The sequence below is a fragment of the Holdemanella sp. DFI.5.55 genome (assembly GCF_020593575.1).
GTDB lineage: Bacteria > Bacillota_I > Bacilli_A > Erysipelotrichales > Erysipelotrichaceae > Holdemanella > Holdemanella hominis.
Window position 1 is genome coordinate 38,924 of record NZ_JAJDMK010000002.1, and the last position, 21,803, is coordinate 60,726.

Annotated in this window: 37 protein-coding genes; 7 read left to right on the forward strand and 30 right to left on the reverse strand. The window is 56.7% G+C overall.

Translation table 11 applies throughout. From position 1 onward, the window contains the following. The first annotated feature begins 73 nt into the window (after positions 1-73). From LJE08_RS00790 to LJE08_RS00810, 5 genes are all read left to right on the forward strand, one after another. Positions 74-628: a hypothetical protein gene (locus tag LJE08_RS00790; RefSeq protein ID WP_021420636.1), complete on the forward strand. Its 555-nt coding sequence runs from the start codon at positions 74-76 to the stop codon at positions 626-628. 120 nt (positions 629-748) lie between these two features. Next, positions 749-1,537 (forward strand): class B sortase, encoded by a 789-nt coding sequence (locus LJE08_RS00795; protein WP_227402140.1) that lies wholly within the window; start codon positions 749-751, stop codon positions 1,535-1,537. A gap of 181 nt (positions 1,538-1,718) precedes the next feature. After that, a complete protein-coding gene (locus LJE08_RS00800; RefSeq protein WP_227402141.1) occupies positions 1,719-2,771 on the forward strand; it encodes an ArdC family protein in 1,053 nt (350 codons plus the stop codon). A 522-nt stretch (positions 2,772-3,293) separates the two neighbouring features. Further along, complete coding sequence (locus LJE08_RS00805; RefSeq protein WP_227402142.1) at positions 3,294-3,623, forward strand: hypothetical protein; 330 nt, start codon at positions 3,294-3,296, stop codon at positions 3,621-3,623. Between the two features lie 10 nt (positions 3,624-3,633). Beyond that, on the forward strand, positions 3,634-4,080 hold the full coding sequence (locus LJE08_RS00810) for a hypothetical protein (protein WP_227402143.1): 447 nt from the start codon (positions 3,634-3,636) through the stop codon (positions 4,078-4,080). A 346-nt stretch (positions 4,081-4,426) separates the two neighbouring features. On the opposite strand, the gene LJE08_RS00815 is transcribed toward LJE08_RS00810, so the two are convergent. The 30 genes from LJE08_RS00815 to LJE08_RS00960 all read right to left on the reverse strand — a co-directional run bounded on the left by LJE08_RS00815 (position 4,427) and on the right by LJE08_RS00960 (position 20,143). Next, positions 4,427-5,314 carry a YecA family protein gene (locus LJE08_RS00815; protein ID WP_227402144.1) on the reverse strand — a complete coding sequence of 296 codons (888 nt, stop codon included), beginning with the start codon at positions 5,312-5,314 and terminating at the stop codon, positions 4,427-4,429. 112 nt (positions 5,315-5,426) lie between these two features. Further along, positions 5,427-6,635, reverse strand: coding sequence for a hypothetical protein (locus tag LJE08_RS00820; protein ID WP_227402145.1), 1,209 nt, complete (start codon positions 6,633-6,635; stop codon positions 5,427-5,429). A gap of 101 nt (positions 6,636-6,736) precedes the next feature. Beyond that, on the reverse strand, positions 6,737-7,339 hold the full coding sequence (locus tag LJE08_RS00825) for a hypothetical protein (protein ID WP_227402146.1): 603 nt from the start codon (positions 7,337-7,339) through the stop codon (positions 6,737-6,739). A 4-nt stretch (positions 7,340-7,343) separates the two neighbouring features. After that, a complete protein-coding gene (locus LJE08_RS00830; RefSeq protein ID WP_227402147.1) occupies positions 7,344-7,559 on the reverse strand; it encodes a hypothetical protein in 216 nt (71 codons plus the stop codon). Beyond that, the gene (locus tag LJE08_RS00835; protein WP_227402148.1) at positions 7,552-7,713 is read right to left on the reverse strand and encodes a hypothetical protein; all 162 of its coding nucleotides are present in this window, start codon (positions 7,711-7,713) and stop codon (positions 7,552-7,554) included. Before LJE08_RS00835 ends, LJE08_RS00830 begins: the two co-directional genes overlap by 8 nt. Before the next feature lie 51 nt (positions 7,714-7,764). Next, the gene (locus LJE08_RS00840) at positions 7,765-7,962 is read right to left on the reverse strand and encodes a hypothetical protein (RefSeq protein WP_227402149.1); all 198 of its coding nucleotides are present in this window, start codon (positions 7,960-7,962) and stop codon (positions 7,765-7,767) included. Beyond that, positions 7,955-8,215: a hypothetical protein gene (locus LJE08_RS00845; RefSeq protein ID WP_227402150.1), complete on the reverse strand. Its 261-nt coding sequence runs from the start codon at positions 8,213-8,215 to the stop codon at positions 7,955-7,957. Before LJE08_RS00845 ends, LJE08_RS00840 begins: the two co-directional genes overlap by 8 nt. 253 nt (positions 8,216-8,468) lie before the next feature. Continuing rightward, the gene (locus LJE08_RS00850; RefSeq protein WP_227402151.1) at positions 8,469-8,942 is read right to left on the reverse strand and encodes a Lar family restriction alleviation protein; all 474 of its coding nucleotides are present in this window, start codon (positions 8,940-8,942) and stop codon (positions 8,469-8,471) included. A gap of 17 nt (positions 8,943-8,959) precedes the next feature. Next, positions 8,960-9,256 (reverse strand): hypothetical protein, encoded by a 297-nt coding sequence (locus LJE08_RS00855; RefSeq protein WP_227402152.1) that lies wholly within the window; start codon positions 9,254-9,256, stop codon positions 8,960-8,962. Between the two features lie 95 nt (positions 9,257-9,351). After that, the gene (locus LJE08_RS00860) at positions 9,352-10,623 is read right to left on the reverse strand and encodes a relaxase/mobilization nuclease domain-containing protein (protein WP_227402153.1); all 1,272 of its coding nucleotides are present in this window, start codon (positions 10,621-10,623) and stop codon (positions 9,352-9,354) included. A 3-nt stretch (positions 10,624-10,626) separates the two neighbouring features. Next, positions 10,627-11,241 carry an NUMOD1 domain-containing DNA-binding protein gene (locus LJE08_RS00865; RefSeq protein ID WP_227032121.1) on the reverse strand — a complete coding sequence of 205 codons (615 nt, stop codon included), beginning with the start codon at positions 11,239-11,241 and terminating at the stop codon, positions 10,627-10,629. Next, positions 11,219-11,896 carry a relaxase/mobilization nuclease domain-containing protein gene (locus LJE08_RS00870; protein WP_227402154.1) on the reverse strand — a complete coding sequence of 226 codons (678 nt, stop codon included), beginning with the start codon at positions 11,894-11,896 and terminating at the stop codon, positions 11,219-11,221. The genes LJE08_RS00865 and LJE08_RS00870 overlap by 23 nt, the downstream gene beginning before the upstream one ends. Next, positions 11,889-12,317 (reverse strand): helix-turn-helix domain-containing protein, encoded by a 429-nt coding sequence (locus LJE08_RS00875; RefSeq protein ID WP_195190776.1) that lies wholly within the window; start codon positions 12,315-12,317, stop codon positions 11,889-11,891. The genes LJE08_RS00870 and LJE08_RS00875 overlap by 8 nt, the downstream gene beginning before the upstream one ends. After that, positions 12,304-12,720 carry a hypothetical protein gene (locus LJE08_RS00880; RefSeq protein ID WP_195190775.1) on the reverse strand — a complete coding sequence of 139 codons (417 nt, stop codon included), beginning with the start codon at positions 12,718-12,720 and terminating at the stop codon, positions 12,304-12,306. Before LJE08_RS00880 ends, LJE08_RS00875 begins: the two co-directional genes overlap by 14 nt. 372 nt (positions 12,721-13,092) lie before the next feature. Beyond that, entirely contained in the window at positions 13,093-13,434 is a 342-nt protein-coding gene (locus LJE08_RS00885; protein ID WP_227402155.1) for a hypothetical protein, read from the reverse strand. Between the two features lie 10 nt (positions 13,435-13,444). Then, complete coding sequence (locus LJE08_RS00890; protein ID WP_227402156.1) at positions 13,445-13,930, reverse strand: hypothetical protein; 486 nt, start codon at positions 13,928-13,930, stop codon at positions 13,445-13,447. Between the two features lie 65 nt (positions 13,931-13,995). Next, positions 13,996-14,316 (reverse strand): integration host factor, actinobacterial type, encoded by a 321-nt coding sequence (gene mihF / locus LJE08_RS00895; protein WP_227402157.1) that lies wholly within the window; start codon positions 14,314-14,316, stop codon positions 13,996-13,998. Positions 14,317-14,326: 10 nt separating this feature from the next. Continuing rightward, entirely contained in the window at positions 14,327-14,569 is a 243-nt protein-coding gene (locus LJE08_RS00900; protein ID WP_227402158.1) for a hypothetical protein, read from the reverse strand. A 45-nt stretch (positions 14,570-14,614) separates the two neighbouring features. Beyond that, positions 14,615-15,382 carry a DnaB-like helicase C-terminal domain-containing protein gene (locus LJE08_RS00905; RefSeq protein ID WP_227402159.1) on the reverse strand — a complete coding sequence of 256 codons (768 nt, stop codon included), beginning with the start codon at positions 15,380-15,382 and terminating at the stop codon, positions 14,615-14,617. Positions 15,383-15,384: 2 nt separating this feature from the next. Beyond that, on the reverse strand, positions 15,385-15,879 hold the full coding sequence (locus tag LJE08_RS00910; RefSeq protein ID WP_173786324.1) for a hypothetical protein: 495 nt from the start codon (positions 15,877-15,879) through the stop codon (positions 15,385-15,387). Continuing rightward, positions 15,863-16,147, reverse strand: a complete 285-nt coding sequence (locus LJE08_RS00915) for a hypothetical protein (protein ID WP_129980604.1) — start codon at positions 16,145-16,147, stop codon at positions 15,863-15,865. The genes LJE08_RS00910 and LJE08_RS00915 overlap by 17 nt, the downstream gene beginning before the upstream one ends. A gap of 10 nt (positions 16,148-16,157) precedes the next feature. Then, positions 16,158-16,373, reverse strand: a complete 216-nt coding sequence (locus LJE08_RS00920; protein WP_155234626.1) for a hypothetical protein — start codon at positions 16,371-16,373, stop codon at positions 16,158-16,160. Continuing rightward, the gene (locus LJE08_RS00925) at positions 16,366-16,968 is read right to left on the reverse strand and encodes a ParA family protein (RefSeq protein ID WP_227402160.1); all 603 of its coding nucleotides are present in this window, start codon (positions 16,966-16,968) and stop codon (positions 16,366-16,368) included. The genes LJE08_RS00920 and LJE08_RS00925 overlap by 8 nt, the downstream gene beginning before the upstream one ends. Before the next feature lie 7 nt (positions 16,969-16,975). Beyond that, complete coding sequence (locus LJE08_RS00930) at positions 16,976-17,218, reverse strand: hypothetical protein (RefSeq protein ID WP_227402161.1); 243 nt, start codon at positions 17,216-17,218, stop codon at positions 16,976-16,978. A gap of 5 nt (positions 17,219-17,223) precedes the next feature. Then, on the reverse strand, positions 17,224-17,451 hold the full coding sequence (locus tag LJE08_RS00935) for a hypothetical protein (RefSeq protein WP_227402162.1): 228 nt from the start codon (positions 17,449-17,451) through the stop codon (positions 17,224-17,226). A 21-nt stretch (positions 17,452-17,472) separates the two neighbouring features. Further along, positions 17,473-17,622: a hypothetical protein gene (locus LJE08_RS00940; protein WP_227402163.1), complete on the reverse strand. Its 150-nt coding sequence runs from the start codon at positions 17,620-17,622 to the stop codon at positions 17,473-17,475. Positions 17,623-17,669: 47 nt separating this feature from the next. Further along, entirely contained in the window at positions 17,670-18,104 is a 435-nt protein-coding gene (locus LJE08_RS00945; protein WP_227402164.1) for a single-stranded DNA-binding protein, read from the reverse strand. A gap of 103 nt (positions 18,105-18,207) precedes the next feature. Then, on the reverse strand, positions 18,208-18,870 hold the full coding sequence (locus LJE08_RS00950; RefSeq protein WP_227402165.1) for a hypothetical protein: 663 nt from the start codon (positions 18,868-18,870) through the stop codon (positions 18,208-18,210). Between the two features lie 65 nt (positions 18,871-18,935). Beyond that, entirely contained in the window at positions 18,936-19,529 is a 594-nt protein-coding gene (locus tag LJE08_RS00955) for a hypothetical protein (RefSeq protein WP_227402166.1), read from the reverse strand. Between the two features lie 131 nt (positions 19,530-19,660). Beyond that, complete coding sequence (locus tag LJE08_RS00960) at positions 19,661-20,143, reverse strand: hypothetical protein (protein WP_227402167.1); 483 nt, start codon at positions 20,141-20,143, stop codon at positions 19,661-19,663. A gap of 330 nt (positions 20,144-20,473) precedes the next feature. Here LJE08_RS00960 and LJE08_RS00965 point away from each other — a divergent pair, with 330 nt between their 5' ends. Then, positions 20,474-20,701, forward strand: coding sequence for a hypothetical protein (locus LJE08_RS00965; protein WP_227402168.1), 228 nt, complete (start codon positions 20,474-20,476; stop codon positions 20,699-20,701). Beyond that, entirely contained in the window at positions 20,688-21,725 is a 1,038-nt protein-coding gene (locus tag LJE08_RS00970; protein ID WP_227402169.1) for a HipA domain-containing protein, read from the forward strand. Before LJE08_RS00965 ends, LJE08_RS00970 begins: the two co-directional genes overlap by 14 nt. Positions 21,726-21,803: the final 78 nt, after the last annotated feature.

Here is a 21,803-nt window from a genome sequence, read left to right on the forward strand (position 1 = left end):
TACTGCACATGCTGCGGGTGCTCCGTCCATGTAAATGGGGAGCGCCCGCCCTATCCCAGAAAGGGGGACACCCATGGATGACAAGAACCGTCTGAACGACGGAGAGAAACCGCAGACCCCCGCCGACCGTGAGGCCAAGGCCAAGCGTCGCATCCTCGTCGGTATCGCGACGGGTGCCCTGCTCGTCGCCGGTCTCATCACCGGCGGCATCTACCTGTCCGGCAGGCAAGGCGGCACGCCCGCAGCTCCCGGCTCCGGCACCCCGACCGGCCAACAGGAGCAAGTCGATGGCGAGAAGCCCTGCGAGCACGACTGGACGGTCACCTACAAGACGGTGCATCACGACGCGGTGACCCACACCGAGAACGTCCCACCGGTCTACGAGACCAAGACCAGCTACCACACCGTGTGCAACGACTGCCAGCAGACCATCGACGGCATCGCCGATGCGCATATCAAGGACACCGGTCACTCCGGTTACTCAACCAACGTGCCCATCACCGGCGAGGTGCTGGTAAGCGAGGGCTTCACACGCGAGGTCACCGATTCCCCGGCCTACGATGAGTCCGTGCCGGACAAGCTCGTCTGCACGCTCTGCGGCGAGGAGAAACCGGCGACTGCCGAGTAGCGACCCTCTCCTTTTCAAGACCCGGCATCCTGCAATCGGGGTGCCGGGTCTTTCTCATGGAGACGATTCAGAAGCCAGAAACGACGGATGATATGATTAGAAGCTAGGAGGTGAACGGAATTGAAAAAGAGAACGAAATCGCGCATAGCTTTCGCGGCCTCAGCTGTCTTCCTGCTGAGCGCCGCAGCGATGTTCGCCTTCCTCCTCTATTGCAGGCAGGCGGCGCATACACCGCCCTCGCCAGACGCGGCCCACGAGTCCATGGTGGAGGACGGCGATGGGTTTCCTGCGGTCGATTGGGATTACTGGCAGGACATCAACCCGGATGTCATCGGCTGGGTCACCATCCCCGGCACCACCGTGGACTCCCCCATCCTTCAAGCTCATGGAGACGCCCCCGGCTATTACCTCAAGCACGACGTGTACGGCAACTACAACCCAGCCGGTGCCATCTACCTTGATGCTGATTGCGAGGAACTGGGGCTGTCCAGCCGCAACGCCGTCATCTTGGGGCATCATTTCTGGAACGACAAGAAGGTGGCCCCAATGGGTACCGTCGCCGATTATAAGGATGTAGACTTCGCCCGCGAACACTCCCTCGTCCTCATCCAGACCCCAAATACGAAGATGACCTACGAGGCGCGGTTCGCGCAGATAGTCAACGGGCGCGAGCGCAACAAGCGCATCAACTTCGAGGGCGAGTCGGACTTCCGTGCATGGTACGGCGAATCTCGTGAGAACGCCGCCATGGTGCTCGATGCCGAGACGGAGCCGGAGCAGGTCATCTCGCTCGTCACCTGCTCCTACAACATCTGGGTCGATAACGAGCGCACCGTCCTCGTCACAAGTATGCAGGAAACGGGCAAAAACCTGCCAGAATATGCACAGACCGCCGTGGACGCATCCTGAGCCTCTTTAAGGCGATTCAACATACGGCTGGCATCAGCCATAGGACCCACCCTCTCAACGCCCCGCAGACGCGATTCTGCGGGGTCGTTTTCTCTGCGACCTTATTTTGAAAATCGGCATCGGGTCGCCATCCATATGCGTTGATATAATGATGACATCGTCTGACGCGGAAAGGACTGAAATGAAAGAGCAGAAGAAATCGAAGTCGCTTGAAATCGTGGAGAAGCAGCGTGCGCTCGTGGTCGAGAAGATTATCGAGGACATGAAACGCGACGGACTCCACTGGTCGGAACCCTACATCCCCTCACTCAGCCCGCACAACCCGGTATCCGGCACGGTGTATCAGGGCGGCAACCGTTTCCACCTCGGTTTCGTGGGCTACATGCGCGGGTTCACGGACAACCGCTGGTGCACATTCAACCAGATTCGCGATAGCAGCTGGCACCTCAAGAAGGGAGCCAAGGCCGCGCTCATCGAGAAATGGCGCGAGTTCTCCATCAAGGAGGAGAACGAGGACACGGGTGAGAAGGAGGTCACCGGACACTACCTGCGCTGCGTCGGCTACTGGAACGTCTTCAACGCAAGCGAAATCGAGGGCATCCCCGCCCCACCGGTACCGGAGCATGTGAGCGACCGCACCGCCGCCATCGCGGACGACCTCATCCTCTCCTCCCGCTGCCCCATCGTGGAATCCATGCGCTATCAGGGGAGCGCCGGTTACGCCCCCGGCTCCGACCGCATCCTCATCGCCCCGCGCGAGACCTTCCTATCGGATGAGACGTTCACCCGCGTACTCCTGCACGAGATGACCCATTCGACCGGGCACCCATCCGCCCTCAATCGCGGCTGCAATACCAACTTCGGAAGTCCCGAGTACGCGCAGGAGGAGCTTGTGGCCGAACTCGGCTCCCTTTTCCTCTCCGCAGACCTCGGCATCCAGAACACCGACTACGAGGGCGAGCATTACGAGAACCACGTCTCCTACCTGCAATCGTGGATGCACGCGCTGGAAGACGACCCATCATACCTGTTCAAGGCGGCGGCGAAGGCCGATAAGGCGGGCACCCTCATCATCGGGCGCTACAACGATGTCTTGGAGAAGCGCCGCGACCGCGACGTGGAACGTGCACCCGAGAAGGTGTCCCTCAAGGGCGAAGTCACAGCCATGAAGGACGCGGCGAAGAGCCATGATGAACAGGCCAAAGCGACTGAAATCGCGGTCTCCGCGCGGTAGAAAACAGTTGTGGAAATGGCTGGAATGTAGTATAATAGTAGTGTAGAAAACTATTATACTTTAGATATAGGAAACGACTAAAGGAGAGATAAAGCACGGCAAGTGAGGTGAGAGCTTATGAAATATAACATTGTCAATAACCGTAAAATACCATCCCTATCAAAAACGAAGGGGTTCAAACCAATGTGGTTTGTCCTCGGCTTTATCTTCCATTTCTTCTCTCTCCCTATAGCCTATCTTCTTTATGCCGTTCGCTACCCTCGAATCGACACAATCAGAAGAAAGGCATTTAAGTTTGCTTTTCTCGGACTTGCATTGCGATTTGTTCTATGTATCTACTTCCCTGCATACTTTTAGATACTTATGTTCTACATCCCATACATATGAATTTGAAAGGAGGCGATGGGATGCACATGATGAGCAGCGAGAAGCTGCTTGAAGTCCTGTTCGCCCTGTCCTTTTACATCTAAGCCCGCACAAGTCGGCGATTCAGCTAAATCATCTATGAAAGGGGAAATCAATATGGGAAACACAACGAAATCGGTTCCGTGGAGCTTCACCATCGAGTTCGATGAAGAGAAGGCGAAGCGCAACGGATATGACATCGAGACCCTGTACGATTACGTCGGCAGGAATGTGGAGAAATACGGAGTCACCCGCATCGGGCATGGGACATGGAAGGCGAAGGTTGGCGATGAGGTGGAATCACAATGCCTCGCGCTCTCCATGCTCTCCAATGCGAAATGGGTCATGCGAAACGTCAAGTCGCTCGTCGCCTTCGAGGATGACACCGATGCCATCGACTGCCTTGACGTCTTCCGCAAGACCGACCCTCAATGCCTTTATGCGTAAGTGATATGCCATGGCAAATCGTAGAAAAGCATTCCATTTCGATTTGGATGAAGATAGGTTGAAATCCCTTTATCCATCTGAAAGTAAGACGGGCTACAAAAGCGCATGGGGCAAGATACAGGCCTTCATGGAAGCGAACGGCTTCGAGCACACCCAATATTCCGGCTACGAATCCATTCATGGAATGTCCTACTTGCAAGCGTACAAGGTGTTGGAGGGTTTGCAGAAGACATATCCGTGGTTCAAGGATTGCGCTCAAGTAGCAACGCTCACCGAAATCGGTAAGCGTCACGACGTACTGGAACATCTCGGCAATGGCAAAGACATTGAGGAACCGGATGTCAGTCACTCGGAGCCTTTACGGCTCAAGGACGAAGCTCATGCCATGCGGGAATCTTCGAGGGCATTGGAAGCATCTCGTGAAGACCAAGCATATCATCAAGAAAACGAACGATGATAAATTAGCAATAATCTGAGGCCTCGGTTATAAACCGGGGCTTTTTCCTGCCATCAATCGGCGCGGAGCCATTGTCAACGGGAGCGTGGAATACCGGAGTCTTGGCGAGGATATGCCGCGAAAGCCCGTTTACAGGAGGCTCACGGGAAATCCTTTTGGTAAAGGAAAGGAGGCCTCCTGCTTTCCCTGCCCTCCGGCGAGGATGGGTTCGGGTGAAACCCGAGATACGGGTCAAGGGACTCGTCCCTTGCGGGGTTCGGGGTGGAATCCCGAGATGGATTGCATGACATTGATATGACGAACCCCCGGTTATCAGCCGGGGGCTTTTTCCATGCCCTATATAAACCTAGAAGGGGAACAGCTCAATCGGTTTCAAACCATGGCACTTCTTTAACTTCTTGCCGCTGCCGCAGGGGCAAGGGTCGTTTCTCTTGAACTTTGACAACCATCCCTCGCGATTCAGGCCCACAGCGCGAGCCAGTGCCTCGCACATCATGATATAGTCCTCATGCGTCCCACCCATCGCCGTGTCGAATATCTTCTTTCGCAGCTCATTGAAGCTATCCCACTCATCACGGGAAGTCTTGTCATCCTTGTCGCAAATGAACGGTATGAAATCAACTACGCTGTTCACCTTCTCATTCACAACGTTCCAGATAAAACCGCCTAGATAAGTGACGAACATGGTCTGGTAGAGAATCGCGGTCATATCATTGCCGTTGCACTCTGATTCCCAGTTGCCCGATGATAGGATGTCATGCATCTCTTGCCGTACAAGGTTCTGACTGTATTCGACCACGCGGGCACCAGCTTCACTGACCTCTCCGTCCTGTGTCTTACATCCGAAGGTATCCTCCTCGATGAGTTGCTTGATGTCGATGACCTCTATCTTCTCCTTCAAACAGCTCTGAGGCACCACGTATTCGGAGAAGCGTTCGTCCACATCATCGAACATGGTGGCGAACTTCCCATCAAAATCGACATCTCGCGGCAGAGTGAGGATGTTGTTCCATGTCACTGCATCGAATCGGACATATTCGTTCGTATCGAAGAAGATGAGGCATTCAGGTTTGCAGGGGGCAGCGAGGAGCGAGCGAAACCGGAACTCGTCAGCCGTCCGCGCTGGAAAGCAGAAGACGGGATACTCGCCGCCGAGTTTATCACGGAAGCAATCATATCTCGGGTCCTGCCGAGAAGATTGGGGTTCTTTGGGCTGGTAAGTTGCGAATAGCATTCTGCCTTCTTCCAAATAGGTTCATATACAAATACAATTATAGTAACCCATATTACGGAACATAAAAAGAACTGTGACAATCAACCGGAAATTGACGCACAGCTCTTTGAGGTTATTTCACTGCACCACAACCAGAACAAACATAGCCAGTGGTTATAGTCTCATCCCAAGCGGGTGAGATTTCGACTGTCTCATCCCAAGCATCCTGTATCACTATATTGCTAGGATGATAGCTGCCGCACGCGTAATTTCCTGCAAGGAGTTGAGATTCACTATGTGCTCCCCAAGCGTTGTCCGTATCAAATTGTGCGTTACAGCCGTTACAGATACAAACGGTTTTATATATAGCATCGTGATGAACAGTTTGAACCTGCGCCTCATGGTGCACGACCGTGGTCTGGGGAACCCAGTTATGGACATGCTGGGGTTTGCTCTCGCCCCCGCCATTTGAGCCGGAGTTCCCACCGCCAGCGCTATCGCCATTCCCACCACCAGACGAACTGTTACCTCCGGTCTCGGGCTTGGACTCGCCGGTGTCGCCATTTGACGGCTCGTCGGTCACTTCATCTTCGGCCTTCTGGCTCTCCTCCTCGACCTTCTCCTTGTCGGCGTTCGGGTTGGCCTTGGCGTTCTCCTTGACCAGCTCGATGACCTTGGTGCCGTTCGCGCCGGTCAGGGTCTCGTCGCCCTTCTTCACGGCGTCGCCGACGGACTTCACGATGGCGTTGAGTGCATCCGCGTCGGCCTTGTCAGCTGCGATGGGCTTGAACTCGAAGGGCAGGTCGGTCTTTGCCGCCTTCCCGTCTTTATCCTCCACCTCGGCTTTCACCTTGGATGCCTTCGGCACCTCATAGATGGAGCCATCCTTGTCCACGGGGCTGATGAAGGAGACCTCATACTCGCCCTCTGCGGGCACGCCGAGCGAATGCTGCTCGTTCGCATCGTAGGCGTGGTAGTAGTCCACCTTCTTTTCCTTGTTCACGATGTGGGCGATGACCGGCGAGGACTCGCCCTTCACCCAGCCGTCCGCCTTGGCACCGAGCTGGATGACCTGCTGCTCCTGCTTCTCAGTCTGCTCGATGGGCGTAGGCTCCTTCGGCTCCGGCTTTTGCGAAGCCGCGTACCAGACACCGCCTCCGATGAGGGCGATTGCCAGCAGCCCGCCGAGTCCGGCCAACACGGCCTTCCTCTTGTCGAACTCATGGCCGAAGAGCACGATGGTACTTTTCTTCCCAACCTCCTCCCCATCGGCGGGAACGTTCGGCATCTGCTGCGTGCCCATCTCCTGCTTATCCTTATCGAAATCCTTCTTGTCTTCCATGACCAATCTTCCTTTCAATCCCACGCCGTCCGGTCGGCGCTTTCTTTAACCTGAACTTATATGTATGCTCCCGCATCATCCGCACAGGATGTAATCACTTCTTATGAGAACATCTGCCAGACGATGTGGACCAAGATGAACAGCACGAGCATGAGCGCCGTCCACTTGAGGAAATGGAACATGCGGTCGGGCAGGGTGACCATCGCAAGGCGCTCGATGCGGCGCTTCGACTCCAAGACCATCGTGTCGATGGCCTTCTTGCTGCGCTCCGTCGCCTCCTCAAGGTTGTGCAGGGTCATCTCACGCGCCTCCTCTTGGGCCTTGTTGACACCGTTGAGCGCGGCCTGCTCTGCGGAATGGGTCTCGTCCTTGGCGCTGTTGTACAGCTCCTCGACCCTATCGACCAGATTGCGCATCTCGTAAAGCGTCTGGTCCATCTTCTTCACAGCGCGTTTATTGTCCAGTCTGAAACCGGCAACCTCCTCACGTAGCTTGATGACCACCCCCACGATGTCATCCTCTACTAGGTCGCTATCGGCATCCGCCAACTTGCGCCCCGCAGCACGCGCATCGCGCACCTCCTCGGCAAGATGGATGACTCCGCTCATCGGCGGCTCTGTCCTATCATCTTCATCGACTTCCGGCTTCCTCAGATGCCTTGGCGCATGTCCACCGCCACGAATATCCTCATTGTCCAGTGCCATGTGTTTAACCCTCCTTCTCGCCCACCAGTCTGGTGCGGGTGTGGAAATCATCGCTTATAAGGCTGGTGCGCATGAAGTTCTGCAAAGCATCGGCCACGGTGATGGCGGTCTGGCCGTCATCGCACTGAGCTACGCAGCACCAGTTGCCCGGTCGATGCTCCAACGCATGGGCACGGCGCACCTCCACGACCCACTTCTCCGTCGCCTGCTCCTTACTCATAGAACTCCTCCTGCTCGTCATAATCCTCGCAACTGATGTATTCCGGGCAGTTGGACGGGTTTATGCGGCATCCATCCAAATCAGGGTATTCGCATCCCAGATTTCTGCCGAGCCAATGGGCGCAATCCGCCTCTCTGCATTCATTGTCAGCCATTCGTTCTCCTTTCCAAGCAATAGTATTATACCATACTATATCAATAGTAAACTACTTTTCTCCAATTTTACCTAGCTCCGACCGAAGCTCGAAGATGTTCGCCAAGATGAAGGCGATGCCGAAGTGGGTCATGGCATCCGACCCCTCGTATTCGCCACTGAGCCATCGCGCTATCGCGATGAGCGCCCAGATGGCGGCTATCGCGTACCAGAGGACGCTCTGGATGAGGTCGCCGTCCACCTTACTCATCGGTGCGGACCTCCCCTGCCTTCCGCATCTTATGCCGCATCACCTGTATGGCACGCACGCTCCTGCCGGTCATGCGGGAGATTTCCCTATCGGGCATATCGTGCTCCATCACCAGCCTCCTCTCCCAGTCCTGCCACCTCGTGTGACGGACATCATCATCGCCGGGGCACAGGGCATAGTTCCTCTTCCGCTGTCGATTGCGGTACTCCCGCGCCTTCGCACTGTCCGCAAATCCCATCAATGACTTCGGCATTCACGCCTCCTCGAACTCGCCGCACCAGTCGGCATCAGCGCTGTACACGTCCTCACCCGTGGTACGGTCACAGGTAGTCAAGTGGGCGCACCGCGTGCAGGGGAACAAGTACGCCGCAGAGCACCTGCGGCTGCGAACCAATCCGCAGTGCATGAGGCAACCGCCTGTGCAGAAACATCGCCCATCGGTCAGCCCATCGACCCCGTTGTCTTCCAGCCATTCCGCGACCATATCCACCACGGTCGCCCCGTCCTTATCCATGGACTGCATCTCGCCCCTCCCCCATAACACCCGTCCCGCAAAACGGGCAGACATTAAGCGGCAGCTCTGGTTCAGGCTCGATGAGGTCGGCGAGGCGGCGATACGACGCGTCGGCCAGAATGAGATTGAAGTCACTTCGCCGTACACCTATGATGTCCTCAATATCCTGTCCCGTGAACAGAGGCTTGCCGATGTGCTTCCACAGCCGCTCCGCCACATCGCGCCGCTCCTTGTCAAACGCCCCTTTCATCACCTCCTTATCAATGGAAGCCGTCGCAGCGGCTCGGGCGTTCCATCGCTGTATCAGCTCATCTATGAACTCGCCGGTCATCTCCGCACCGCAATGGATGCAGGTGATGCCGAACAGAGGTGGCGACTTGCGCGTCGCCGGTCTGACCTCGCCGGACATGGGTTCATGACCGCAGAAGGGACAGGGTTTCAAGTCGCGTTGCCCGATGATGTTCATGTGTCCGTCCTCCCACTCTAATACATGAGGAGGGAACCGCACTTCGGGCAGAAGGTCGGCACGTCCTCGGCCAAGATGTCGAACTGCGGTTCCGTCACCTCGTCCAAATCGGTCATGTCCTGCGCGATGACACCTGCCCAACCGCAGTGCGAGCACCAGATGCCATCAACCGGGTTGGCCGAGGACTTATTGGCGGAGTTCACGCGCGGCACGTACCTGCGGCTTTTGAAGCGCGAGGATTCATGGCTGACCTCGATGTGCTCGGGCCACTCATCCTCGCGCCAATTACCGGGAAGAATCTCGTTCAGATACATCAACGCCCCTCTCATAGTCGTGTGTGTTGCTACTATTGTAGCATACCATAAACCCACCAATGTAGAGACGTTGGGTATCTTCACGGGGACGCCACTTAACGCACGTCCGGTCGCTCATGCCCGCGCTCATCCTTGCCCATGGACGGCGCTTCGCGGCGCGGCTGGGTACCGGACCCGCTCGTGCCGCCGCCCTTCTTGGGTTTGCGTGCATAGGGGACCTCGGAAGCCATCTCGACGCGCAGCTCGTCGGCACCGCGACGATATGCGAGCCACAGGCGCTTCACCTCGGGGTCGTCCACGACCTCCTTGGGCGGGCGCTTGAGTTCGAGCTTCGGGAACGCGGCGAGGGCGGTGCCCTCCAAGCCATGCGCCTTCTTGCGGTAATCGAGGTAAGACTTCCGCATCTCCTCTAGGTAAGCATCGCGGATGCCAGTGACACGCTGTCGCTCGGCCTCGACGGCAACGCGCTCTTCGTGCGCTTGTCTTCCCTTCTCGCGAATGTCCGCGACCACGTTGGCGCGAAAAGTCCGGTTAAGGCCATTCTGATTCAAATCGGCATCGAGCTTCGCAAGGGAGAAGGAGTATTTGGAGTTGTCGGTGTCGGTGACGTAGAGCCTGCCCTTACGGAACTGGGTGTCAACGCCCCAGCCTTCAAGCATCTCCCGGTACTCATAGATGTCCTGCGAGCGCTCCGCCGCGATGCGGCACAGCTCGCGCAGGTTCGTCTTATAGGACTTGCCGCCGCGACCCTCAATCTCCTTTTCCACCTTCGACGGCTGCTTCTTATGGACGGAGGAATTGCGCTCGTCGCGCTCCACCTGCTTCAAGCCCCATGCCTTGTCCATCTTGCGGATGCGGGAGGCACGTTCGACCTTGGCCGACTTGCTGAGGCCTTCGGCGAGCCGCTTCCCCGTTGAGAGGTCGCTGCGGTTGATGACCATGTGGACCGCGTAACGATGGGTCTTATCCTCTTTGCAGTATTCGTTATGTAAGGCAAGAACCACCTGTTGATTGGGGTAATGCCTTTGCACGTACTCTTTCGCGTATCTCATGCAGTCCTCTGGCGTGAGCTTGCCGCCGTTGATGTCACACTCATCCGGGAGGAAGGCGAGAATCTGATGGTACATAATCGTGTTCTTGGCCTGCACCAACTCGCCAGTTTTCTTGTCACGGACGCGGCGTGCCGCCTTGTCATGCCCGAATGCCTTTCGGGTCTCCTCCATGAAAGTCGCCCAACGGTTGAGGTTCTTGCAATCCTCCATGTTCTGGGAATCACGGAGGAGAACCTTCTTGTCATCGTTGATGTAGGCACGGAGGTTGCGCTGGTGCCCTCTCTCCGTGACGGCACGCTGTTTGATGATAGTCATTGGTCATTCCTCCTTCCTACACGCTTCGCGTTTCCCTGCCTCAATTCCCCGCACATCAAAGTGAAACCCCTTCACGGGAAAACCCTCTCTAATCGCGCTAGTTATATAGGCAGCTTTGCATCCAATGGAGATTGCCGCATCGTCTGCACTTTCAAACAGTTCTCCGGTCTCAAGGCAGACAATAGGTTTACTTCTCTTATATCCGCCGCGCTTATGTTCAAAGAGTAGGTCATCCGGCTTCGGTTCATCCGCATAGTAGTAATGCAATCCATGAATGGAATATCCCTTATTCAGCGCTCTCCATAATCTCCTGCCATCACATCCCAGTGACTTCTCCACAGCATTCACGCTATCGAAGTGCTCTGATGTCTCAAGGCAAATAACCGGTCTCTTTTTTCCCCGTCCTCTCCTATCACTCGCGATAAAGAAAGACTTTTCCGGTTTCTCCTCACCTGCAAAATAGAAATGCAGTCCATTTGCCGTGACCCCAATCTTAGCTGCCCGTGAAATACACTGATATGAGATACCGACTGCATCCGCCGCTTCTCTAAGGCTATTGAATGATTCACCTGTCTCCAAGCAGACAACGGATTTTTTATTCACTGGCATCTTGCTCATTGCCGACCTCCTTCGTTGTATATCTCGGCGGTTGCTTCGCGTGAATCTGCGAGTTTGCCGCGCCGTTCCTCACTTGACGCAACCCCCAGCTCATATCCATCGCGCGGATTCTGTTAGCGTGCATCTTCGCCACGGCATCAGCGCAACCCTCGTTCATGCGCTTGCCGTTCGACAAATCGCTGCGGTTGATGAGGAGATGGACGACATAGTTCTCGATGCCGTCAGACACATAACGGTATTTGAGGACCGCGTAGACGACTTCATGAGTCGGGTAGTACTTCTCGATGTACTCCTTGGCGTAGGCCATGCAATCCTCCGGCGTGAGCTTCCCGCCGTTGATGTCACATTCATCTGGGAGGAATGCAAGAATCTGATGGTACATTATCGTGTTCTTGGCTTGCACCAGTTCGCCGGTCTTCTTATCACGGACATGGCGCGAGGGCTTGTCATGCCCGAACATCCTGCGTGTGCCTTCCATGAGGGAATCCCATTTGCGCCAAGACGCGGAGCCGCCGTTTATCGACGGCAAGAACTGCTCATCGCGAATCAGTATACGCTCGTCCTCGTTCATAAGTTTTCGCATGTCACCGCGCGTCGAGTTCGTGATTGCCCACTGCCGGATGATGGTCATCGGTAACTCACTCTCTTTAATCAAACGTATAGGTGTCTTTCCAATCCTGATACTGCTCTTCGGTTATCTCATTCTTTTTCAATTTGAGAGACATCTGAAACCACTTATCCATCGCCTCTTCCATCTTCTTGCTACCTGCTACGACCTCTCCATAGCAATTTATAACAATGCCAAATTGGTCTTCTGCCCTGAACAGCGCGTGAAGCAACTCAAGTTCAGTCGTAATATTACACGTGTCGAAACATTCAAGCGGAACGGCGAGTGCTTTGGCAATCCTCGCTATGCCATCTGCCTTGGGATAACGAGCACCAAGCTCATAGCTTCTCAGCGAAGATTCGCTGAGACCGCTTAGTTGTGCCAACTCCTTTTGGGTGAGGTTACGCCTCTTCCGCAGAGTCCTGATACTCCTCCCCATCGCCAGCGCCCTGTCTTTATGAGTCCCCATCTTCAATCTCCTCTTCCATATCGTCACTCAACCCCAAATTGACTACGACGTTTCCTTTCCGTGCCTCCTCTGCTATCGAGGACAGCGCCGCTTGAGTTTTCGCAAACACATCCCTCTCGTTGTCTAATATCGGGATGACATGGCTCTCGTTGAACGCATCAAGCCCGTAGGTGTTGCAAAACTTCATAAGCTGATTCAGGTTCACGCCGTGCTTGTGCAACTCGAAGAGCGTCTTGCCGAGAACCGAGGTGTCGATGACGTTGATGGTCAGGTTGTCCGAGTGGATGAGCGAGCTGCGCACGAAATCGGAAACGGTGAGGCCGACTTTCTTGGCTTTGCGTTTCAGGATTCGCCTCTCCTTGTCTGTCACTCGGACTTTCAGCCATATCTCTCTATTCTCCAATCACTTGTCCTCACTTTCATGAATCAGAACTTGTAAAACGGTGCCGCCGCCCCTATTTTCTGGCCGGGAAGGCGGTGTCTCCCGGAGCTTGCGGAGGGAGACAGGAAGGTGGGGTGCCGCCGCCCCACCTTCCTCAGATTTGCGAAACGCAGACACATGATTTTGTTTTACGGACTTGGCAGTCATGTATTTTCAGACGCTCGCGAATGGATGGATGCACTTTGCCTTGGCATGGGAACGCCGCCCCGCGAATCTGCAATCGTGTGATTCTCAAAATCGGTCGCGCCGTTTTCTGGATGGCGGTGAATCGAAAATCTCGAAGGGCGATGATGCGAAGCGGCGAATCTCAGAAGATGGTTTCAGGCCACGGGTCTAATCGAAATTGGAAACGTACCAACGGCCATTCTCGACCACGATGCTGCTCCTGCCGAAATCGACATCGACAAAGATACCATCATCCTCGATGACGCGAATGTCCACGCCATCGAAGAAGTCAAAATAGCCAACGATGTCGCTGTGAAGCTCATCCACGCACATGTCGCAAACGACCTTGCCGTTAGATTTATCGTAGATGAGGAACCCATCGTACTTCTCAGGGTCGGTGACGTAAGTGTCAAAGTCGATGATGCCGTTCTCGGTCTTCTCGGCGAAGCTGTTCAACATGCCGATGATGAAGACGGGCGCGTAATCGTGGAACATGCGATGTCCTTTCAAAATCAACCTGTTACTTGTCGAGGGCTTCGGCGAAGACGCAGCAACGGTAGCCCGCGCTCGACATGTCGCCCTCCTTGGGCGGGTCGTTGTGCTTATAGAGGACCGCACGCCTGCCGACCCAGTAATCCGTCCCGTCATCGTTCTTACGTCCCCACAGCCACTCCGCGACCTTGCCGAGGGGGAAGCCGTTGAGGAGCGGCGAGGGAATCATCTCGTCCTCGTCCCTCCCTAACGTGCGGTAGGTGATTTCGTATTTGTCGGAATTGGCTTTCGTGGGAACTCGCTTCACGCCGACGATGGTGCAGTGAATCTTGGTCGCCATCGCCACGCGATAGGCTAGGTTGTTCTCATCCTCGGCATCAACGATTGCCCTTGCGCATAGACCCACTTCTACGGGTCTTGGTTGACGGCCCTTCACGATGGCGGCGGTCATGTAGGCCACCGGAAGAATCTCACGATAGCGTTCATCGGTCATCTTGTTCTTGCGCTCGTCCATATTGCGTCTCCCTTCGTCGCGGACGGCTGATATGGGAAACCGCCCATACGGGCGGCTCCATATTCCTACTTCAACTTCGCGACAAGCTCGATGATTCCCTCGCGCTGTCGGCTACCGAGACCCTGCACGCGGCGGTTCTCCGCGATGCCGAGCTTGCGCATGATGTCATCGGCCTTGGCCTTGCCGATGCCGGGGATGCACATCAGGAACTCGTGGACGCGGATGCGCTTGGCGCGGTCATCATCGAGGGCGTCGGCAAGGGAAAGCTCCCCTTTCCTCACGAGGTCCTTGAACTCCATGCGCTCGCGCCGCGCAGCCAAGGAGCGCTCAAGTGCGGCCTTGCGCTTCTCCTCAGTCATCTCGGGCAGGTGGTTGTCGTTCTCCATTTCTATCTCCTTACTCTCCGGCATTGCCGGTTCGCTTGTTCTCAGATGCCGCCTTGCGCAAACGCCAGCGGCGGTTCGAGATGGACTTCATCGAACGCTTGATGATTGGTGAAAGCTCGCTATCGGGAATCCTCTGGATGAGAACCAACTTATCCTCGTCATCCGTCCACCTTCGCCGCTCGTACTTGAAGGCGGTCTGTGCGTAATAACGCTTGTGCTCGGCATGTCTGCGTTCACGTTTCGATGCGCTCAACTCGCTCAACCCTCTCATCTTCTGGAAATCTCGCCGATGCTTCTTCTAAGAGACTTCATGCTCATCGCTCATGTCCAACTCGTAAAACTTCGCGTTACGCGGTAGAAACACCAACCGCACGGTATGTCCGCCATAGTAGAAGGGGCCACTGTATCGGCACTTATGGATGGACAGCTCCGTCGCGGCCTCGTCCTCATCCTGCGCGATTGACAGAACGGCATCGCAACGCTCCATGGCATTCTTCACATCAGCGCTATCGTGCCAACCGTGCGCAGTCAACACGACCGCCGCATTGCAAGAGTCCGCGCACTTCTTCAAACAGTTGCAGAGGCTAGTGGGGCTGCAATCAAAATCATCCAATCCGTCTACCACAATCACGGTCGATTTCCCGCGCCCGGAATTATCGACATACGCAAACTCGCTGATAACATTCTCTAGCTCAACTACAGTAGATGGAATATCACGAAGTTTTATATCCAATTTGGAGAGGTCTTCTAAAGCAGTCAGAATCTCATCGCTCACGACATCGGCATTAGAATGCAATCGCAGGGCTGTATGAATGGAGGCGAGAGATTCTGACGCAAGCATCTTCGCAAAGCACAAATCGACGCCATCATGTGTAAAGAGAAGACACCTATGGCCGTGCGCGGCGGCATTAAGACAGATGTTCATCGCGAATGCGGATGTTCCCATGCCGGGTTTCGCAAGAACAGCCGTCACGGTCTTCGACAGCAGCCCACCGTTAAGTTCGGCATCTAAACCCGGCCAACCCGTCGGGATGAAAATCGACTTTTCAAAATTCAGCTTCAACATGTCTACGCCGTCCACTTCTTGACCTCGACCACATCGTAGGTGGCGGCGAAACCGCTGGCCTTCGCACCGAGGGTGAGCGCGTCGCAGACGGCCACCGCCTTGTCGAATGACTCGCACCACGCGACGGCCACGCCGCCGACCACCATCACGACGTAAATCTTGTCGAGTTTCGCATCTGCCGTTGTCGCCATGTCGGCTCCTTTCACTTCGTCCTTCTTGAACGGTTCCGTGTATGCAGGCTTCTCTTTCGGCTGTTGCGCCTTCGCCTTGGGCCGCACCTTCTCCTCCATCTCCTCCAAGATTCGCGCGTCCATGTCGGCGCACCAATCGGTGTAGGCTTTGATGGCGTCCTTGTTGGTGGCGCAGTTGAACATGCGGCGGTCCATCTTGCCGTCGGGCATCTGGTACGTGCCCATGTACGTCGCCCCATGAGTCGGGCCGTAGAGCTTCCCGCGTCCGCCCTGTTGGTTGAATATGGGCTTATCGGGCTTCGACATCCGTCTCCTCCTTCACCTCGACCGCGACGCCCTCCTCGGCGGGCACGAGCCACGTGCGCCATTTAGAGGTAAACTTGCCCGCCTCGCCGTAGGCCGCGCGGAAGTTGCAGACGACGCAGATGCGCCCATCGCCGCCACGCGCGACCCCGATGACCGTGCCCAGACCGAACTTCTGGGAGAGGATTTTGCCCCCGATGCGATAGCGGTTCCCGTAGGCATCGCGGGGGAGCGCATGGATGTACTTGTATACCCCGGTTCGCTTTCCCATCGCGCACCGCCTACGCGAACTCGGCTTCGAGGAGGCGGTTGATGAGGACGGTCATGTTCTCACCCGTCTCCACCTTGTGATATTGGAGCTTCGTGTGCATGGACTTCGGGATGCGGACGTTGATGCACACCAGCTCATCGACCTCCGGCTGCGCGTGCTGGATGGAGGCCTGCTGGCGCTTGGACTTCTTCGCGGAGGCCATGAAGGCGTTGCTGTTGTTAGACATACTTCTTCTCCTTCTCATTGATGATGGAATCTGCCAGCTCCTCAAGAGCCGGGATGACGTGGCTGTGCGGGCTGTGCTCCGCGACCGACTTGCCCTCGGCTGCGGCCTGCGAGAGGGCGACCGCGCGGGGCACCTTCGCGATGACCGGCACCTGCTCGGACTCAAGGAACTCCACGAGCTGCTTGTCGAGCTTGCCGAACGCGTAGAAGTTATTGACCACGAGGCGGATTGCCGCACCTGTGCCGGAGTCCTTGGCGATTTGGTAGGTGCGCATGGTCGGCTCCACATCGCGCGTGCTCGGGAGCATGGGGATGAGGATGACATCGGCGGCGCGGCACCAATCGCCCATGCCGTCGTTCAAGACGCCCGCCGTATCGACAATCTGGTAATCGCAGGACTCGGCGTAGTCCGGGTCATCGCAGACCTCGTGGACGGAGCCGCCCTGCGGGTCGGTGGATACGAACGCCACCGTGGAGCCTCGGCGCTCAAGCGCGAACGCCAGCTCGTCGGCGAGGGTGGTCTTGCCGACACCGCCCTTCTGGTTGAGGAACAGAATCGTGAACATATACATCAGTCCTTTCATGTCTTGATTCATGAGTCGCTTAATCAGCGAGGCCGCTCTTGCGGTATTCCAAGCAAAGGGCGCGAACCGTCACGGCGTAGATGGTGAGCAGCGCGGTGAACAGGAACGCGACCGCGAGCACTTCGGGTGCGCTCAGGCCGATATAGCAGCCCAAGGCGAGGGAGACGATAGCGCCCATCGGTGCCGCAGCGGCCACCATGATGGCGAGGCCCCCGTCGATGGGGCGCGGGTTCCGGGCCATATGCCCTCCCTTGGACTTCATCCACATCACTCTCCCCACCAGTCATCGGCCCCGTCGGGGTCGGCGGCCTTCGCAGCCTTGCAGAACGCGAGGGCGAAAAGGAGCAGGACGGCGACCATCGCCATCGCCGCCACGGACCAGACCCAACCGCCCAGACGCCATGCGAGCGCGGCGATTGCCGCAAATTCCACGAGGATGGTGGCCGGGACCACGTATTCCGCCATTCCGACCTTGACCTTATCCGAGATAGCCATATGCGGGACCTTTCATAGATGTCAGACTTGGAACGAGATGAGGATGAAGATGAGCGCGAGGAGGGCGAACAGGGAGATTCGCAGCATCCGTGCGCGGGTCATCCTCCTCCGCGCGAAGATGTAGGCGGCGTCGTGGGCGATGCCGGATGCCGCGAGCACGACCGCCAGCATCAGGGACGCCCAACCGACCGCGAATAGGACGGGTCTCACGACCGGACCTAGAACGGGATGTCCTCGTCATAGAGGTCGAGTTCGGGTTCGGGAACCGGGGCGGGTGCCGCGTGGGACGGCTCGTAAGGGGTCGCTGGCGCGTCGCCTGTCTGCTCGCGCTTGCCGCCGCTGAACTCAAGCTGGTCAACGATGACGCTCAGCTCATGGCGCTTCTCATCGTCCTTGACCCACTGCGAGTAGCGCAGCTTGCCGTCGATGGTGACCTTGGTTCCCTTGAGGAGGTACTTGGACAGCTTCTCGGCGCGGGTGCCGAACAGGGAGCACTTGACGAACACGGGGGCATCGACGTACTCGCCCTCGGCGTTCTTGCGCTTCTCGTTGACCGCGACGGTGAACCCGGCGACCGCGAGGCCGCTGGCGGTGGCCCGCATCTCCACGTCGCGCGTCAGATTGCCCTCGATGATGACTCGGTTGATTGCCATTCTGAATCCAATCTACTCGGATGTGACTACCTGCCTTTTCGGCACTACCAATATAGCAAACTACAATGCCAGTATAGTTGGAATATAGTAACCTTCATATCTTCTACACGCCGTGTACGTCGGACGTGCCAAGGCCGCGCGATTCCTGCGGTACACCCTCCATGTACTCCTCAAGCACGATGACCTCGCCCGGTTCGACTCCATCTTCATCAAGTCCCTGCTCGCGCACCAGATAACCGTCGAACGCCAACTTGGCGATGTTGTCCACGCAACCGATGTAATAATCCTCGCACCAAGTGTCGTATATCTCCTTGGACACCTGCGCCACCGACCTGTCAACGACCTCGGCGATGTCGAGGAACGAGCACCCGGTGGCGAAGAAAGCCACGGTCTCAGCCCATTTCCTAGCTTCGCTGACGCGCCTCTTGCCGTAACGGGCACGTGCCCGTTCGAGCGTAAGGCCATGCTGCTCAAGGCTCGTGCGGATAATCCGCTCGGCCTTCTCACCCTCCCCTGCCACGCCGCGCCAACTACCGATGCCGATGGACTGGCGGAGCCAACCGCACCCGTGGGACTCGAAGAACGCATCCAAATCGGCGTAGCTCACGGGCTTGCGCCACCATGGTGCGCACCAATCACCCAAGTCATATATGCAGTTATCACCAAATGGGCTTTCAACCTCATTCTGCAAGGCCAACCGCATGGTCAGCAGGTAATGGCAATCGCAGATTCCGTTGTCCTCGACAAGGTTCTCCATCTTCTTCATCCTCCCAATCCTTCAACAAATCAAGGAGGGGTCGCCGGTCTTCCGGTGCCCCTCCCATGCCGCGCCTAGCGCTTTCCAAAGCTCGTGACCGAGAAGAAGTCCCCATTGCCGACGGTCTTCCGCACACGGTAATAAATCCCCTTTGCGCAAGTCTCCTTCGTTATGACGACATCGGAGGGTCTGACGTTCTTCCATCCGTACATCTCGCGAACCCACTTGTCGAGGAACGCCTTGGTGGGGTGGAATGAACGGGAAGAGACATTGCGGTAGAAGTCGCGCCTCGCCCTCTCGCGCCTCTTGGCCTTCGCTCCATCCGCCTCATGGGCATCATCGACGTACCAATCACCATCGACCTTGAAGAACACGCGCTCGCTGATGACGTTCTCAGGCTCGTCCCAATCAAAGGACCCCTTCGGGGCGCGGCACTCGAACAGGATGCGCGAGTCCAACCCCCGCAAATTCGCGAAGCGACCGTCCTCAGCCACCTCTTTCAACTCGGGGCGGCGGATGCCGACGGCGACGCGCTCACGGCCACGGGAGAGAAAATGCACGCCCACGACATCGCTGTAACTCGCATTGTCCATCTCAAGGACCCAGCCGTCCTCGATGTAGCGATGCACGATGCCCGTGATGATGGCGTTCAGGTCGTTGCGCTTCATGTGGCTTCCTTCCCTTGGGTCTTAACGTGCTTTAATTATAGCAACCTACAATACTATAAATATGGTAACACAGTATGCCACATAGACTCTCCATAAGGAAGGGGCACCCTCGCGGATGCCCCTCTTGCCACCTAGTCGAAGACGAAGCGACCACCTTGGACGTGCATCTTCTCGCCATCGAACGTATAGCGCCAGATGCGCGGGTCCTTCTCCTCTGCCTCGTCCCAGTTCTCCATGAACACGAGGACCGAACCGGCCCCGATGACGGGGGCGCAGGCCTCGAAGACGGCGCGGCCCATGTCATCCCTGTACGCGGCGATGCCGCTGTCCTCGAAGAAGACGAAATCAATGCCATCCTCGGTCTCGTCCTCCACCGAGAAGCCGAGCCAGTTGAGGATGCCGCGCGGCCCCTCCTTCTCGGCATCGAACCAGAACTCGCCGCTCTGCGACTCCTCGTCGTAATCCCCGGCAAGCGCCTCCCTCATGCCCGCGTCCATCGCCAGCTCGACGAACCTGCCGTAATCCTTCCTCTTGATGGAGAGGATGCCCTTCAACAGGACCGTCTTGTCCTCCCACTTAATCTTCCTCCACCAGTCGCACTTCGGCTCGAACATGTCGGTTCCTTTCTCTCGGTTGCCTGTGGCTTAATTATATCAATGTGCCATACTACCAATGTAGTAAACTACAATCCCACATACGCTCTCCACAAGGTCGCCCCGCAGGGAACTTGGGTCATAGGGGCTTGCCCCTATCCCTGCCCTCCCCCATCCGTCACCCACGCGAACCAGCCGCCATCTCCGCAACACCGTCCTTCCTGTGACCATCAACCCCTCCTCCTCTCTCCTTGCCTTCCCACTGCAACCAACTATCGAGGGGGTTGAGAATGTAGGGGTATTGTAGTATAATGGTAAGATATAAAACTATGTGAAAGGAGGGATGACCGTATGGACACGACTGGTATCCTGAGACCGAACCAGTTGCCATTCGAGGTGCCATATGACCTCGAACTCGCGATAAACGAGCTGTTGGCAGCTTGGGAGCGTGACGAGGTGATGAACCTCGACTGCTACCTCGACGAGGTGCAGGCATCGGCGCGGAGCGTCAGCGAGGAGAACGACGCGTGGGTGCGGTGGTACTACGTGCAGTACGGATGGAAGCATGGGAATGATTGATTTCACGGATTGCAAGGGTCTCGTCAACAGTTACGAGGGAGCCGACTTCAAGAGGAAAATCATATACAACGGCGAGGTCTACATGTTGAAGTTCGGGCAGAAGCTCGAATCGGACGAACACAAGCCGCTGCAAGCGAGCTACGCCAGCACGCCGGTATCCGAATACCTTGGCTCGCACATCTACGCTCTCGCCGGTCTGCCGACCCAGCAGACGATATTGGGAACATTCAACGGGAGGACCGTCGTCGCCTGTCGCGATTTCATAGAATCCCGCCCGGACGCGGAGGATGTGACACTCGTCGAGTTCAAGAAACTTGAGAACTCATTCCTCGGAAGCTCCACGGCGGGAGGGCGCACACCGTTACTCGAAAACCTCCTCGGCATCTTCTCCGAGCATGATTACCTCGAAGGCATCAGGGAGGCAGCCGAGGAGAGATATTGGCAGATGTTCGCCGTGGACTCCCTCATCGGCAACTTCGACAGGCACGCCGGAAACTGGGGATACATCCTCGATAGGCGTGCGAACGCCATAATCGACCTTGCACCCGTCTACGACTGCGGTTCGAGCCTTTATCCGGCGCTCAACGAATCCGCCATGTCTGATTTCATCAAGGACAGGGACAGCCTCGTGAAGAGGGTCTTGGACTTCCCACGCGCGGCACTTCGCATCGGCAAGAACAAGGTCTCCTACCATGAGTTCCTGCTATCCGATGAAGGCGCGAGGGCACGCGCCGCGCTCGGCGACATCATGCCCAAGATGGACTTCGACGCAATACACCGCCTCATCGAGGAGACCCCGGGCATCGGCGAAGTTCGACGCGAGTTCTATTCGCAGCTCATAGATGTGAGGAGGGATGTGATACTCGAACCGGCCTACGAGCTGTACCGGGAGGAGCGCCGTCGGGAAGCCGCCATCGACCGACCCGTCTCCCTCAAGGAGGAAGCGGTAAACGCCAAGGAGGCGTCCAAGGCGATGGAGCGTGACCGCCCGCCCGAATGCCGTGAACGTGACGCAGACCGGTGAGGCCAACCTAGGGCTTGAGCAAACGAACTGGAAATAGCTGAAAAAAGACCCCGCAGAATCAAATCTGCGGGGTCTTTC